Annotated in this window: 14 protein-coding genes; 11 read left to right on the top strand and 3 right to left on the bottom strand. The window is 62.6% G+C overall.

The window, feature by feature from the left end:
• Positions 1–6: 6 nt before the first annotated feature.
• Together BN1130_RS12045 and BN1130_RS12040 are read left to right on the top strand one after the other, a co-directional pair.
• The gene (locus BN1130_RS12045) at positions 7–501 is read left to right on the top strand and encodes a VOC family protein (protein ID WP_042042266.1); all 495 of its coding nucleotides are present in this window, start codon (positions 7–9) and stop codon (positions 499–501) included.
• A gap of 108 nt (positions 502–609) precedes the next feature.
• Positions 610–1083 carry an SRPBCC family protein gene (locus BN1130_RS12040; protein ID WP_198135270.1) on the top strand — a complete coding sequence of 158 codons (474 nt, stop codon included), beginning with the start codon at positions 610–612 and terminating at the stop codon, positions 1081–1083.
• A 78-nt stretch (positions 1084–1161) separates the two neighbouring features.
• On the opposite strand, the gene BN1130_RS12035 is transcribed toward BN1130_RS12040, so the two are convergent.
• The gene (locus BN1130_RS12035) at positions 1162–2142 is read right to left on the bottom strand and encodes a Gfo/Idh/MocA family protein (RefSeq protein ID WP_042042265.1); all 981 of its coding nucleotides are present in this window, start codon (positions 2140–2142) and stop codon (positions 1162–1164) included.
• Positions 2143–2671: 529 nt separating this feature from the next.
• Between BN1130_RS12035 and BN1130_RS12030 the strand changes: the two genes are divergently transcribed.
• The gene (locus tag BN1130_RS12030; protein ID WP_042042264.1) at positions 2672–4303 is read left to right on the top strand and encodes a methyl-accepting chemotaxis protein; all 1632 of its coding nucleotides are present in this window, start codon (positions 2672–2674) and stop codon (positions 4301–4303) included.
• Positions 4304–4608: 305 nt separating this feature from the next.
• On the opposite strand, the gene suhB is transcribed toward BN1130_RS12030, so the two are convergent.
• Positions 4609–5412 carry an inositol-1-monophosphatase gene (gene suhB / locus BN1130_RS12025; protein WP_042042263.1) on the bottom strand — a complete coding sequence of 268 codons (804 nt, stop codon included), beginning with the start codon at positions 5410–5412 and terminating at the stop codon, positions 4609–4611.
• Between the two features lie 212 nt (positions 5413–5624).
• Between suhB and BN1130_RS12020 the strand changes: the two genes are divergently transcribed.
• Complete coding sequence (locus tag BN1130_RS12020) at positions 5625–6089, top strand: hypothetical protein (protein ID WP_042042262.1); 465 nt, start codon at positions 5625–5627, stop codon at positions 6087–6089.
• Here the strand turns inward: BN1130_RS12020 and BN1130_RS12015 are convergent.
• Complete coding sequence (locus tag BN1130_RS12015; RefSeq protein ID WP_042042261.1) at positions 6086–6691, bottom strand: TetR/AcrR family transcriptional regulator; 606 nt, start codon at positions 6689–6691, stop codon at positions 6086–6088. The genes BN1130_RS12020 and BN1130_RS12015 overlap by 4 nt on opposite strands.
• Positions 6692–6780: 89 nt before the next feature.
• Here BN1130_RS12015 and BN1130_RS12010 point away from each other — a divergent pair, with 89 nt between their 5' ends.
• The 7 genes from BN1130_RS12010 (at position 6781) to emrD (ending at position 14501) form a co-directional block, all read left to right on the top strand.
• Positions 6781–7392, top strand: a complete 612-nt coding sequence (locus BN1130_RS12010) for a glutathione S-transferase family protein (RefSeq protein WP_042042260.1) — start codon at positions 6781–6783, stop codon at positions 7390–7392.
• 59 nt (positions 7393–7451) lie between these two features.
• Complete coding sequence (locus BN1130_RS12005) at positions 7452–8114, top strand: glutathione S-transferase family protein (RefSeq protein ID WP_042042258.1); 663 nt, start codon at positions 7452–7454, stop codon at positions 8112–8114.
• Positions 8115–8324: 210 nt separating this feature from the next.
• Positions 8325–9851 carry an ABC transporter substrate-binding protein gene (locus BN1130_RS12000; protein ID WP_042042256.1) on the top strand — a complete coding sequence of 509 codons (1527 nt, stop codon included), beginning with the start codon at positions 8325–8327 and terminating at the stop codon, positions 9849–9851.
• Complete coding sequence (locus BN1130_RS11995) at positions 9848–10810, top strand: ABC transporter permease (RefSeq protein WP_042042255.1); 963 nt, start codon at positions 9848–9850, stop codon at positions 10808–10810. The genes BN1130_RS12000 and BN1130_RS11995 overlap by 4 nt, the downstream gene beginning before the upstream one ends.
• A 2-nt stretch (positions 10811–10812) precedes the next feature.
• Positions 10813–11619 carry an ABC transporter permease gene (locus tag BN1130_RS11990; protein WP_042042254.1) on the top strand — a complete coding sequence of 269 codons (807 nt, stop codon included), beginning with the start codon at positions 10813–10815 and terminating at the stop codon, positions 11617–11619.
• Positions 11616–13052: an ABC transporter ATP-binding protein gene (locus BN1130_RS11985; RefSeq protein ID WP_042042253.1), complete on the top strand. Its 1437-nt coding sequence runs from the start codon at positions 11616–11618 to the stop codon at positions 13050–13052. Before BN1130_RS11990 ends, BN1130_RS11985 begins: the two co-directional genes overlap by 4 nt.
• A gap of 252 nt (positions 13053–13304) precedes the next feature.
• Entirely contained in the window at positions 13305–14501 is a 1197-nt protein-coding gene (gene emrD / locus BN1130_RS11980; RefSeq protein WP_042042252.1) for a multidrug efflux MFS transporter EmrD, read from the top strand.
• Positions 14502–14609: the final 108 nt, after the last annotated feature.

Raw genomic sequence — 14609 nt, 5'->3', positions numbered from 1 at the left:
CATCCCATGGGCGTCATTCCCTGCCTCTGGTTCGACGGCCAGGCCCAGGCCGCCGCCGAACTCTACACCAGCCTGTTTCCCGAGTCCGGGATCCTGGCCATCAACCACTATCCCGGGCAAGAGGCTGATCCGCCTCTGCCCGGTACGCATCGCCCGGCGGCCAGCGTGCTGACGGTGCATTTCCGCCTCGAGGGGAGCCACTACCTAGCCCTCAATGGTGGGCCGCAATTTCCCAACACGCCGGCCTGCTCGCTGGTGGGGTACTGTGACAATCAACTGGAGCTGGATAAGCGCTGGCAGGCTTTGAGCGAAGGGGGGCGCGCGGATCAGTGCGGCTGGCTGCAAGACAGGTTCGGGCTCTCCTGGCAACTGGTGCCACGGCAACTGCCCCAGTGGCTCTCAGGGGATCCCGCCGCTAGTGCCCGGGTGTTTGGCGCCCTGATGAGAATGGGACGACTCGACATCGCAACCTTGCAGCGGGCCTATGAGGGAAATGCGTGAGGCTCGCTTGCCGGGGGGCCCACTCATGTCGCTTGGCTAGGCGGCGGTGAGCCTTCGCCCCCTCTCTGATCAATCGGATGTTATCTCACTGACACAGGAAGCAATGCCATGATGACAGAACAGCTGGATGAGGCTCGTGATCTGGTGCTGGAGCGATGGATAGCGGCCTCGCCGGAGGCGCTTTATCGCTGCTGGACCGAGTCTGAGTTGCTGATGCGCTGGTTCGCTCCCCGGCCCTGGCGCACCCTGAGCGCCGAGCTGGATGTGCGGGTTGGCGGGGCCAGCCTGGTGGTGATGGGGGGACCCAATGGTGAACAGATCCCCTGTCCCGGCATCTACCTGGCACTGGAGCCGGGGCGGCGTATCGTCTCGACCGATGCCTATGAGCGAGCCTGGCAACCGGCGGCCCGTCCCTTCATGACGCTGATCTTGAGTTTTACCCCCGAGGGGGAAGGTACCCGTTATCGGGCATGGGTACGTCATTGGAGCGAGGCGGATCGCAAGGAGCATGAGGCGATGGGTTTTCACAGCGGTTGGGGCCAATGCACGGATCAGCTGGCGGAGCTGGCCGCAACGCTCTAGGGGTCATGTGATAGGACAGCGGTAAAACAAGAGGCCCCGCAGTGCGGGGCCTCTTTCTATCGGCTAGTGGCTGGCCAATCAGGCTTGATCGGCCGGGAAGCGCACACCAACCTGATGGCGTACCTGGGTGATGACCCGCGCCGTGTTGATGGAGCGTGTCACCGCAGCTTCATCCATTTGGCCTGCGGTTATCTGGGCGGCGAAGGCCGTGGCCTCATAGATCATGCTGTTGTCAGACTGGGGCAGGGTCAGGACTTCCCGCTGGCCGTCGCGGCCTATCCAGGTCAGCCCGGTGCTCTCGGAGAGGTGCTCTATGATGAAGGCGCCTTCGCTGCCCTGGATCTCGCTTGGGATAAAGGAGTCAGACACCTTGGAGTGGCTGATCACCATCTCGAAATCCGGGTAGTGCAGCAGCACTGTGCCTTGAATGTCGACCCCGGTCTCCAGCAACTGGCCGCTGGCGGTGACTCGGGCTGGCGCACCAAACAGGGCGATGGCGCTGGCCACGCAGTAGTAGCCAATGTCCATGATGGAGCCATTGGAGAAGGCCGGGTTGAAGGTATTGGGCTGCTCACCGGCCAGGTACTTGGGCCAACGGGAGGAGAACTGGCAATAGCTGAAGCTGGCGCGTCGCGCCTGGCCCAGACGGGGCAGTTGCTCGGCCAGCAGGCGGAAGTTTGGCAGGTAGGCGGTCTTGAAGGCTTCGAACAAGACGACGCCCCGCTCACGGGCGCACTGGTACATGGCCTCGACCTCGGCCAGGTTTGAGCCGAGTGGCTTCTCGCAGATCACATGTTTGCCCGCCGCCAGCAGTTGCAGCGTATGGGGGCAGTGCAGGGAGTTGGGGCTCGCCACGTAGACGGCGTCGAAGCAGGGGCTGGCGGCAAACTCGGCCAGATCGTCGAAGCAGGCCGGATCATCATACTGGGCGGCAAAGGCTTCTGCGGTGGCGCGCTGGCGGGAGTAGACGGCGGTCAGCTGAAAAGCCTTGCTCAGCAGTGCCGCTTCGATGAATTTTTCTGTGATCCAGTTGGTTCCGATCACCGCGAGTCTGATCATGGGTTAGCTCCTTGTAACAACATGCAGGTAGCAAGAGGGGCAGGGTCGGCGCTCATCATAGCCTAACTCGCCCTTTGGCCCCACCATGGCAGTTGGCCTTCTGCAGGAAAAATTCGTCACTGATGATAAGTCGCTCAATGTTGGTCTGATACCGAATCGCGGGAGAGGGGGATCCCATCATGGCGCAGATAAAAAAGGGACGTTGTTATTATCCGGGCATCTTTATCAGGCGAAACGATAACCGCCAGGATGAGCGGTGATATATGGATTGAATAGATCAAAAAGTGCACTAGCTAATTTATTGAGACTAATAGATGGTCCGTTAAATACAGTGCTGTTAATAATCTTGCCAATATTCATGGCGCGAATAGTCGGGGTTGGCAAGGGGGTATGATATAGTCGGCCGCTGCCGGGAATTTCCCTTCTCGGCCTATCGACACCTCCCTGCAGGACCCCCGGGCGGCGCATGCCATAAGGACATGATGACCAACAGCCTCTGCCATTTGGCAGTTGAGGAATATGGGTAAACATGTTTTATAAAGACCTCTCCATCGGCAAGAAAATTGCCCTGGTGTTTTTCGTGATCGCCATCGTCAATATGACATTCGGTCTCTTCCTCGCCAGTGAATTAAGAACGGTGCGGGAACGCGTATTGAATTTTACCGACTCAACCCTGCCGAGTGTCATCTCGGTTGAAAACCTCATGTATGACGTCTCTTATGTGCGCCGTGCCCAGTTTGCCGTGCTGATGGTGGATGATGCGGCCGATCTGCAGGCGCGGCTTGGCCGGATCCAGGCCAATATCGGCAAGGTGGATGGGGCTATGCGCGGCTATGAAGCCACGGTCGGTAGCGATAATGAGCGTCAGGTATTCAATCGTACCAAGCAGGCCTGGCTCGACTATCGACAGAGTGTGGGCGATTTTGAGCGCCAGCTCACCCAGGGCAACCGGGAACAGGCCCGCGTTCAGCTGTTCCAGACCAATGAGGGTTATAGCCGCCTGGAGGAGGAGGTGAACAACCTGATCAGCGTCAATCTGGGCTTTGTGCAGGAAAACCGGGGAGGGCTGCTCGGCAGTATCAGCACGCTGCTTACCCTCTCCAGCGTCAGCATCGGGGCCCTGGTGCTGTTCATGATCGCCATGACCTGGTTCCTGACGCGCCAGATCTGCCGACCCCTGCAGGCCGTGGTGAGTCAGGCCAATGCCATCGCCGCCGGAGACTTGACCCACAGACTGGATCGTCAGCACATCGGCAAGGATGAGCTGGGCATGCTTGCCAAGGCCACGTTGCAGATGCAGGACAACCTGCGCCGGCTCATTGAAGAGGTGGTGGCCGCCGTCACCCAGCTGGGTACGGCCATCGAGGAGGTGAGCGCCGTCTCCGAGCAATCTTCACGGGGGATCGCCCATCAACAGCAGGAGATCACGCAAGTGGCGACCGCCATGGCGCAGATGAAGGCGACGGTGGCGGATGTAGCTGGCAATACCGAGATGGCCTCTGATTCTGCGAGCGCCGCCAACCGGTTGGCTCGTCGTGGCAACCAGGATGTGCAGGGCTCCCTGGACGCCATCAATCAGGTGGCCGCCGAGATGGAGCAGGCCGGCATCCTGGTAACCGAGCTGGAGCGGGAGTCGGCCCAGATCAATCTGGTGGTCGATGTGATCCGTGGCATCGCCGATCAGACCAACTTGCTGGCGCTCAATGCTGCCATCGAGGCGGCGCGGGCGGGTGAGCAGGGTCGTGGCTTCGCCGTGGTGGCCGATGAGGTACGTACCCTGGCTGGCCGTACTCAGGCCTCCACCGGGGAGATCATTGCCATCATAGAGACGCTGCAGGCCCGGGCGAACCAGGCGCGCAAGGTGACGGGGCAGAGCTGTGACATGATCCGCCAGTGTGTCGGCCAGAGCGAACAGACTGGGGTGGGTATTCAGCAGATAGAAGAGGCTATGGCCCAGATAGCCGACATGGCCATCCAGATCGCCAGTGCCTGCAGCGAGCAGGATGCGGTCTCCGACGAGCTGGGGCGCAATGTCGAGCGGATAAATGAGTCTTCTCGCGAGGTTGCAACCGGTGCCGAGCACACAGCCCAGGCCTGCCTGGAGCTGAGCCAGTTGGCGGCCGGGCTCAAGCAGACCATAGGCCGCTTCCGCCTGGTCTGATGAGATCAGTATCGGGTTGGCTCAGACTGGCCCGGTCGCTGCGCGTTAATTTCAACACCCGGCCTGGCGCCGGGTGTTTGTTTTTAGCGGGCTGCCAGGAAGGCGGTCGCGGGCAATGTGATCAGGCGGCAACATGGCACATCGAGTCATCCGGGACGTCAGGGCTGGGGGGCCTGTATCAAGGGCTTGGGGATGGCTGCGTTGGAGAGCGGTACTACGGCCTGGATCCCTGGTTGCCTTGATAAGTATCAGATATAAAAAAACCCGGTCTGAGCCGGGTTTAAGGTGCAAGAGTCGGAACTGGCTTATTTGGCCAGGGATTCCGGCAGATTCTCGCGGATCTTGCCGAGCATCACTTTGAGGACGCGCGGGTTGGCAACCACCATGTTGCCGGAGTTTTCGTAGTTATGACCACCCACGAAATCGGTGACGATGGCGCCGGACTCTTTGGCCAGCAGTTCACCGGCGGCACTTTCCCAAGGCTTGAGGCCGATTTCCCAGTAACCGTCGATGCGGCCAGCGGCGACATAGGCCAGATCCAGGGAAGGCGCGGCAGCGCGACGGATGTCAGCACACTCGATGAACATGCTCTGGAACATCTTCAGGTAGGGCTCGATGTGGTGTTTTTGCTTGAACGGGAAGCCGGTGGCCAGCACGGTGCCGGACAGGTCTTTGGCTTTGCCGACACGGATGCGGTAGCCGTTCAGCTGGGCGCCATTACCACGGGTAGCGGTAAAGAGTTCGTCACGGATGGGATCGTAGACGACGGCCTGTTCGGTCTTGCCCTTGACGCGCAGGGCGATGGAGACGGCAAAGTGCGGAATGCCCTTGACCAGGTTGGTCGTGCCATCCAGTGGGTCAATGATCCATTGGTAGTCCGGATTGGTACCGGCAATCTCACCAGACTCTTCAGCGATGATGCTGTGTTCCGGGTAAGATTTTTTGATGGTATGAATGATGGCCGCTTCGGCTTCACGGTCAACGTTGGTCACGAAGTCATTGCTGCCTTTCTGAGTGGCCTCGATGTTTTCGGGCTGGGAGAAGGCTTTTACTACTACTTGACCGGCGTTGCGCGCAGCGCGCACGGCGATATTCAGCATCGGATGCATAGGTTCACCACTGGATGTTAAAGAACGGGGATAAAAGGACGCGAAATTATAGCAGCATACTTTTGAACCGCAAGCTTTATCCCCCATAGGGAAGCGCTAAATATATAGCATCCATCAATGGCTGACTTTACATAACATTTTGGTCTAGTCTTGTCTCGCCAGACCCCTGGCACGTGTAATAACAAGCTCCATCACTCATAGGGATGTGTCGTATGAACTTGTCATTAGTCAGTCATAAACCGTCGTCCATGGCGGTCAATGGGTTGCTGCAGGCGTTACAGACGTCCGCCGACGTCGGCACCTATTTTAACCGCATCGTGGTGACCAGTCCGAGTCAATGGAATCCGACTCGAGATGAGGCCGCCATCTTGCTACTCGATGATGAGGCCCACTGGCCGGAATCTGCGGCGGGGGAGACCGAGACCTCGATTGGACTGCCCGTGCTGCCGCTCTGGGTGTGTACGGCGGAGGATTCGGGAGGGGCGAACTCGCGCCGTGGGCCTGATGTACGGGATCCCCGCTACTACTTCGTCTCCAACGGCATTGTGATGGATGGTCACGAGTGGGAGAGCCCGGCCAGCAGCCAGCTGCTGCTGGACAAACTCGCCTCGTACCTTCCACTGTTGTCACGGCTGAGCCTGCTGCGTCAGCGCAGCCAGCCGGGGACTGTTAACTAGGCCGTCAGTTGGCCGCCCTGCCACAGGGTGAGCTGTCGTTTGAGGGTGGCAATGTCGGCGCGCAAGGTGTCGCCATTGCCTCCTCCCTTCCCGAGCAAGATACAGCCCTGCACATGCACAAACAAAAAGCGCGCCAGTGCTTCCACGTCTGTATTGCCTGCCAATTCCCCATCTCGAATCGCGACCCTGAGCGCATGGGTCAGCGCCTGCTGCAACTCCTGGTGCATGGCCGCAATGCACTCATGCACCCTGGGTTCATCCATGGCTGTGCCTATCTGGGCATTTTGCAAGAAACAACCCAGGTTGCCGGGTTGAGTCAGGCGCAGTGCCAGAGCATCTAGCCAGCCATGGATGGCCGCAAGCCCGCCGCGCTCGCAGAGCAGAGGGGTGAGGCGCTGGCGTGAGACCTTGTCGATGTAGTGATCCAGCGCCAGTTGAAACAGGGTGTGCTTGTCGCCGAAGCTGTTGTAGAGGCTGAAACGATTGATGCCCAAGGCATCGACCAGATCCTGGATCGAGGTTGCCTCAAAGCCTTTTTGCCAGAACAGTGTCATGGCTTGTTCCAGCTTTTCGGCTGGATCGAATGCAGTTTTTCGGGCCATAGTGTCTCCTGTTGCCACTATAACAAATTCTTGACCGTTCGTTTAGATAAGACTAGTTTCTAACTGTTCGTTTAGAAATGGAGAGCAGGATGAAAGTCTATGAATTGCGGCGAGCCCCCAATGCGCGCCGGGTCCGGATGTTTCTGGCCGAGAAAGGGGTCGACATGGCCTATGAACAGGTCGATCTGAGCGGCGGTGAGAACCTGAGTCCGGACTTTCTGACCAAGAATCCGGCCGGGCGTATTCCGGTGCTGGCGTTGGATGACGGTAGCTATCTGAGCGAATCGGTCGCTATCTGCCGTTACTTCGAGGAGCTCTACCCCGATAACAATCTGTTTGGCGCCACGGCGCTGGAGCGGGCTCAGATAGAGATGTGGAGCCGCTTCATCGAGTTCAACCTCTGGCTGCCAGCGGGCATGGCCTTTCGCCACATCACCGGCTTTTATCAGGACAGGGAGACTTGCTTCCCCGAGTGGGGCCAGGAGTGCAAATTATTGACGAGTCAGTGGTTCGGCAAGTTGGAGGAAAGGCTGCAAGAGTCTGCCTATATTGCCGGAGATCGTTTCACTATCGCCGACATTCTTGCCATATGCGCCATAGATTTTGCCGCCAGGACGCTGGAACTGCACATAGCCGATGAGCAGACATCCCTCAAGCGTTGGTATGATGCGGTCTCAAGCAGACCCAGTGCCCAGGCCTGAGTCACTCTACCATCAGAGACGCCCAGCACCCTGTGTGTTGGGCAACCAAGGAGAAGATGATGATTGATTTCTACACGGCCGCGACGCCAAACGGCTTCAAGGTCGCCATCGCCCTCGAAGAGTTGGGTCTGCCTTATAACGTGATCCCGCTCGATTTTTCGACCCAGGAGCAGAAGAAGCCTGAGTTTCTGGCCATCAACCCCAATGGCCGCATCCCTGCCATCGTCGATCGGGATAATGGTGACTTCGCTGTGTTCGAATCCGGCGCCATCCTGCTCTATCTGGCGGAAAAAACCGGCAAGCTGCTGCCGCAAGAGCCTAAGCGTCGCTCCCAGGCCATCCAGTGGCTGATGTTCCAGATGGGCGGCGTCGGCCCCATGATGGGCCAGGCCAACGTCTTCTATCGCTACTTCCCAGAGAAGATCCCGGCGGCCATAGAGCGTTACCAGAAGGAGGGGCGCCGTCTGTTCGAAGTGCTCGACGGCCATCTTGCTCACCATGAGTACCTGGCCGACGAGTACAGCATCGCCGACATCGCCACCTGGCCCTGGGTGCGGATCTATGACTGGAGCGGCATCTCCATCGAGGGTCTGCCGCATCTGCAGGCCTGGATGGCGCGCATGGAGGCCAAGCCAGCTTGCCAGAAGGGCATTACCATACCGCCGCGCAACGAAAGCCCCGAGGATCAGGTCAAGCGGGCGCAGCAGATGGTGACCCGCTAGCATGATGACGATGGCCCGATGACGGGCCATCTCTTTTTATGATCGCCGCCCCATTGCCTGCCCTTCGCGCCTGCTGGGCCTCTCACCTGCTCCCTCCTTTCTTCTTTTAAATAAGCCATTTATCAAATATGGAAAGTCATTCATTCTGATTAATTGTTATGTTATAACACCTGAAATTGGTTGGTAATTATTATCGTTTGGATGGAATGGATGACAAAAATACACAGCTATTCGGGATTGTGCGCACTGGCACTGCTGGTGGGGATGAATGCCGCTCACGGCAAGCCGCTGGCCATGGTGGGGCCCTGGGAGATCCACAGTGTCGACCCTGCCAGCAACGGAGTCTTCTTTACCCGCATGCAGGTGGCGGAGACCCTGGTCGAGGTCGACAGCCAGGGCAATCTGCAACCCGGGCTCGCCAGCCAGTGGTCTCACTCCGAGGATGGCCTGCAATGGCGATTCACCCTGCGCCCCGGTGCCCGCTTTCACGATGGCAGCGAGGTGATCGCCGAGCAGGTCGCCTTTGCCCTGCAGCAGGCCTGGCGCAAGCCCGGCCTCATGACCAGCGCCCCCATCGCGTCCATTGAGGCCCACGAGGGGGCTCTGCTGGTCACCCTCACCGGCCCCTTCGCCCCCCTGGTCGCCCTGCTGGCTCACCCCAGCACCCAGATCCTGGCGAAGGGGGCCTATGACGCCAAGGGGGAGGTGACTCAGATCATCGGCTCAGGCCCCTATCGCATCACCCGGTTGCAGCAACCTCAGCGGATCGAAACCGAGCGCTTCGATGGCTGGCAGGGCCCCCAGCCTGCCATCTCGCAGGTAAGTTACCTGACGGTGGGCCGCGCCGAGAGCCGCACCCTGATGGCTGAGAGCGGTCAGGCCGACATCGCCTGGGGGCTGGATCCGGTCAGCATCCGCCGCTTGCAGCAGGCGCCCCGGGTCGCCATCGCCTCCGTCACTCTGCCGCGCACCATACAGCTCAAGCTCAATGGGGCCGATCCTCTTCTGAAGGATCCAGCGGTGCGCCGCGCCCTCAGTCTCGCCATCGATCGCCGTGGCATGGCGGCGGCCCTGTTGCGGGATCCCGAGATGGCGGCGACCCAGCTCTTCCCTCCCACCCTGGGGGAGTGGCATCAACCCGGGCTGACCCCGCTCGCCTATGACGTCAAGGCAGCTCAGGCGGCCTTGGCGGCGGCAGGCTGGCTGTTGGGGGCGGATGGTGTGCTGCACAAGGGGGAGGAGCGCTTCGCCCTGACTCTGCGCACCTTCCCGGATCGCCCGGAATTGCCCCTGCTGGCCACGGCACTGCAGGCGCAGTGGAAGGCGGTGGGGGTGGATCTCAGGGTAGCGGTGGGCAACTCGAGCGAGATCCCGGCCGGTCATCAGGATGGCTCGCTCCAGCTCGGCCTCTATGCCCGCAACTATGCCCTGGTGCCGGATCCCCTGGTCACCCTGTTGGGGGATCTGGCCCCCGCCGGTGCCGACTGGGGAGTGATGAACTGGCAATCCCAAGCCATGGAGCAAACACTGGCCCGCCTTGCCACGCAAACCTTGTCGCCCACAGAGGCCGCCGCTGCGCGCCGTGACATCGCCACCACCCTGCAGCAGGAGTTGCCGCTGCTGCCCATCGCCTGGTACCGCCAGAGCGCGGCAGTCAGCCGTGCGCTGAAGGGCTTTGAGCTGGATCCCCAGGAGCGCAGCTACCGTCTGGACAAGCTGACATGGAGCGCCCAATGACAGCGACGCCCTTCTCTGCCGTCATGGGGATCCTGGGTCAGCGGCTGGTGCAGGCGCTGATGGTGGCCCTGCTGGTGGCCGGGCTCTGCTTTCTGATGGTGCAATCCCTGCCCGGGGACCTCGCCTTTCGCATCGCCGCAGGCCGCTATGGCTATGACTATGTCACCGCCGAGGCCGCCAATGCGGTGCGCAGCGAGCTGGGGCTGGCCGGTTCGGCCCTCTCCCGCTTCGCTGATTGGCTGGGGTCCCTGCTGCAGGGGGATCTCGGCAGCTCCCTGGTGACGGGGACACCTGTGGCGAGCGAAGTGGCTCACCACCTGGGGGCCACCCTGTCCCTGGCGGTGGCCGCCGTGGCCCTGGCCCTGGTGGTGGCGCTGCCGCTCGGCAGCCTGAGCGCCCTGCGCCCGGGGGCATGGTGCGATCGCCTGACCCTGGGCTGGAGCGTGCTGATGCGTGCGCTGCCTCCCTTCCTGCTCGGCCTGGTGCTCATGGTGCTGCTCTCGGTGGAGCTGGGTTGGGTCAGCGCCGCCGGCCACGGGGAGGGGAGCAACCTGCTGTTGCCCGCCCTCACCCTGGGGCTGGGGCTCTCGGGGGTGCTCTCCCGGGTGGTGCGCGAGAGCGTGCTCACCGTGGTGCAGTCCGGTTATTACCGCTTCGCCCTCACCAAGGGACTCTCGCCTGCCCGGGTCTTCAGGCGTCACGGCCTGCGCAACAGCGGGGTCAGCGTCATCGCCTATACCGGCGTGCAACTGGTGCTGCTTATCGAAGGGGTAGTGGTGGTGGAGAGCCTGTTCGCCTGGCCCGGCATCGGCCATGCCCTGGTGCACGCCATCTTCTGGCGCGACATCCCCATGGTACAGGGCACAGTGCTGGTGCTGGCGGCGCTGTTCGTGCTGCTCAATACCCTGACGGATCTGCTCTGCCTCGTCATCGATCCCCGCGGTCCCAAGGAGTCCTGATCATGTCTTTCTCTGTCAAGGCGGGAGCAAGCCTGCTCCTGCTGGTGGTGCTGTTTGCCCTGCTGGGCCCAATGCTCTGGCCCGATCCCGCCGCCCAGGATCTGGTGCAGTTCCTGGCCGACCCCTCCTGGCAGGAGCCGCTCGGGCGCGATCAGATGGGCCGCAGCCTGATGGCGCGGCTTGCGGCGGCGACCCGGCTCTCCCTGCTGCTGGGGATGCTGTGCGTCATCACCGCAGCCCTGCTGGGGTCGTTGCTGGGCTGGCTCTCAGCCTGGCGCGGTGGCTGGGTCGACGGCCTGCTGCGCAGTCTGGCCGACGGCGTGCTGGCCCTGCCGAGCCTGCTGCTGGTGCTGCTCTTCTCCGCCATGGCCCAGGGGGGCTTTGCCATCCTCTATCTCGGGCTGGCCATGGCCCAGTGGGTGGAGTACTACCGGGTGGTGCGGGCCCGCAGCCGGGCGCTGCTCGCCTCGCCCCAGGTGGAGGCGTCCCGGCTGCTGGGCTTTGGCAACGGCCACATAGTGCGGCGCCACCTCTGGCCCGAGCTGGCCCCCCAGCTGCTGACCATGATGGCCTTTGGCCTCGCCGGGGCCATCCTGACCCTCTCGACCCTGGGCTTCGTCGGGGTGGGGATTCAGCCGCCCACCCCTGAGCTCGGCCTGATGATGACGGAGGCGCTGCCCCACTATCAGGAGGCGCCCCGCCTGCTGCTGGCTCCAATCCTGGTGATGGGAATGATGCTGCTGGCCCTGGTGCTGCTCAATCAGCAGGGCACTCTTCACACCCCATCCCCACAAGGAGTCACCCCATGACGACCATTCATATCAAGGGCCTGCAGGTGGATGACGGCCGGCAGACCCTGCTGCAGGCGCTGGATCTCACCCTGCTCCCCGGCAGCGCCTTGACCCTGATAGGGGAGAGCGGCTCGGGCAAATCCCTGCTGGCCCACGCCCTGATGGGGACCCTGCCCGCCCCCCTGCGCGGCCTGGGTGAGATGGCGATGGGCGGCCGGCGCCACAGCCTGGCGGACCCCCAGGCCCTGCGCGCCCTCTGGGGGCGGGAGCTGGCCATGCTGCCCCAGGAGCCGGTGCTGGCACTGGACCCCACCATGGGGCTGCTGCCCCAGGTGGAGGAGGGCTGGCTGGCGGGAGGCAAGGAGGCGCGCTCGCGGGCGCGGGCCTCCCTGGCGCGGCTCGGGCTCGCCGGGCGGGAGCGTCACTTCCCGCACCAGCTCTCCGGGGGCATGGCCCAACGCGCGGCCTTTGCCGCCGCCACCCTGGGGCAGGCCCGTTTGCTCATCGCCGACGAACCCACCAAGGGGCTCGACAGTCGGGCCAGTGTCAGGCTGCAGGAACTGCTGCTCGGTTATCTGGCCGAGGGGCGCCACCTGCTGACCATCACCCACGATCTCTCCCTGGCCCGGGCGCTGGGGGGCTGGATGCTGGTGATCAAGGGGGGCGAGGTAGTGGAGCAGGGGCCCGCCGAACAGGTGCTGCACACGCCTTCCCATGCCTACAGCCGCGCCCTGCTGGCGGCAGAGCCGTCCGCCTGGCCCGAGGCCGTGCATCCCCCGACCGGCGACTGGCTGCTCAGGGGGGAGGGGCTCGCCATGGGCTACGGGGAGCAGACTCTGTTCGAGGGGCTGGATCTGCCACTGGCCCGGGGGGAGCGGCTCGCCATCATGGCGCCGAGCGGCGCGGGCAAGAGCACCCTCGGCAATGTGCTGCTGGGCTTGCAGCGCCCGCTGGGAGGGCGGGTGCTGCGCCAGACGGGCATAGCCCCCCACCGCTGGCAGAAGCTCTATCAGGATCCGGTGCAGGCCTTCGCCAGCCGGGTGTGCCTCGCCACCCAGTTTGACGATCTGCTGCGCCTGCACCGGCTGCCCCGTCAGCCCCTCAGCGACTATCTGGCGAGGCTCGGCCTCGACGAGAGCCTGCTGACCCGGCTGCCGAGCCAGGTGTCCGGGGGAGAGCTACAACGGCTGTCGCTGATCCGGGCCCTGCTGCTGCGCCCGGTGCTGCTGTTTGCCGACGAGCCGACTTCCCGGCTCGATCCCCTCAGCCAGCAGCAGGCCATGACCTGCCTGCTAGGAGCGCTGGGGGAGATAGGCTGCGCCCTGCTGCTGGTGACCCATGACGAGGTGCTGGCAGGCAAGGTCGCCAGCCGTTGCCTGCTGTTGGGGAGTTGTGAGGAGGGCGCCGCCAAGGCTGCGCTGGAATCTGCGCGGGTGTCGCGGGCCGGATGAGGGCGCCGGGGAGATTATCCTGAACGATGGACGGGGCCTCTGGGCCCCGTATTATTAGAAAAACTAAGCCAAGCCGATTACAAAGATTCGTTCGTATTTTGTGATCCGAATCACTACCATGGCGGCCATTAAAGGGAGCTGATCTGCTCCCGATCAACGCGGGTCCTCCGCGCAGTGATTACTCATCCAGATCTGACAGTGACTCCTCCCTCGCGGTGAGGAGCGCCATGCTTTTGATGTCGTGGAGCAGTTATGAATCGGCACAGCTTTTATCCCTTGTTTTTCCTGACCATTCTCATGGTCGCCGTGGGCCAGATGACCCAGACCCTCTATGTGCCCTCCATCCCGGTGATGGCGGCGGATCTGGGGGTGAGTTCGGCGTCGTTGCAGGCGGTGATGGCCTGTTATCTGATCCCCTATGGCTTGTCCCAGTTTATTTATGGCCCCCTGTCGGACAAGTGGGGCCGTCGCCCCGTGTTGCTGACTGGCATGATGGTGTTTCTGCTTGGCACCCTGGTGATCCAGCTGATCCCGAGTGCCGGCGCCCTGCTGGTGGGCAGCTTCATTCAGGGGCTGGGAACGGGGGCGGCGGGCGCCATGAGCCGGACAGTGATGCGGGATCGCTACAGCGGCGCCGAGCTCAACCGCGCCAACAGCCTGGTGAGCATGGGGGTGATCTTCTCCCCCCTGCTGGCCCCCGTGCTGGGGGGCTGGCTGACCGAATGGTTGAACTGGCGGGCCGGTTACTGGTTCCTGTTCGGTTTTGGCGCCATCAGTACTCTCGCCATTTTGATCTGGTTTGCCGAGACGCTGCCACCAGCGCGTCGCCAGCCGCTGCGGGTGCGTGCCGCCTACCGCCATGTGCTGGGCAATCCCAGGTTCCAGGGCAATCTGCTCTGCCTGATGGCGACCTTCGCAGGCCTTGCGGTGTTCGAGGCGGCGGCGGGGGTATTGCTCGGTGATGTGCTCGGCCTCAATGCCAAGACGGTGAGCGTGCTGTTCGTGCTGCCCCTGCCGGGTTACCTGTTCGGCGCCTGGCTCTCGGCTCGCCTGAGCTTTCGGCTGAGTCAGGGCAGGCTGATGCGTCTGGGCATTGTCTTCCTGGGGGTGGGGGCCCTGATCATCCTGCTGCCGGGTCTGTTTGGCATCGTCAGCGCGGCGTACCTGGTGGGGGGCGCGGCTGTCTACTTCATCGGCAGCGGCATCCTCTATCCGACGGCGACCTCCTGCGCCATCGAGCCCTTCCCGGGTCAGGCAGGGACGGCTGGCGCCATTCTGGGGGGCATGCAGAACCTGGGTGCCGGGCTGGTCACCCTGCTGGCAGCAACCTTTCCCATGGAGGGACAGCTGGGACTGGGGGCCATCATGACGGCGATGGTCGTGCTGGTCGCCCTGAGCTTTGCCTGGCTGCGTCACCATGATTTGCCCCGGGAACAGCTGGCCACCTGATGTCGGTCACCTGCATCCCATCATCAAGCCCGCCTCCTTTGGCGGGCTTTTTGTTTACCGGGGGGCAGGGGGATGGAGGTAGCACACCTCGCCAGCAGGCGGCATCCC

This window comes from Aeromonas rivuli (genome assembly GCF_000820045.1).
Lineage (GTDB): Bacteria > Pseudomonadota > Gammaproteobacteria > Enterobacterales > Aeromonadaceae > Aeromonas > Aeromonas rivuli.
The sequence above is the reverse complement of the archived record's forward strand: the minus strand, read 5'-3'. Positions and strand labels throughout refer to the sequence as shown.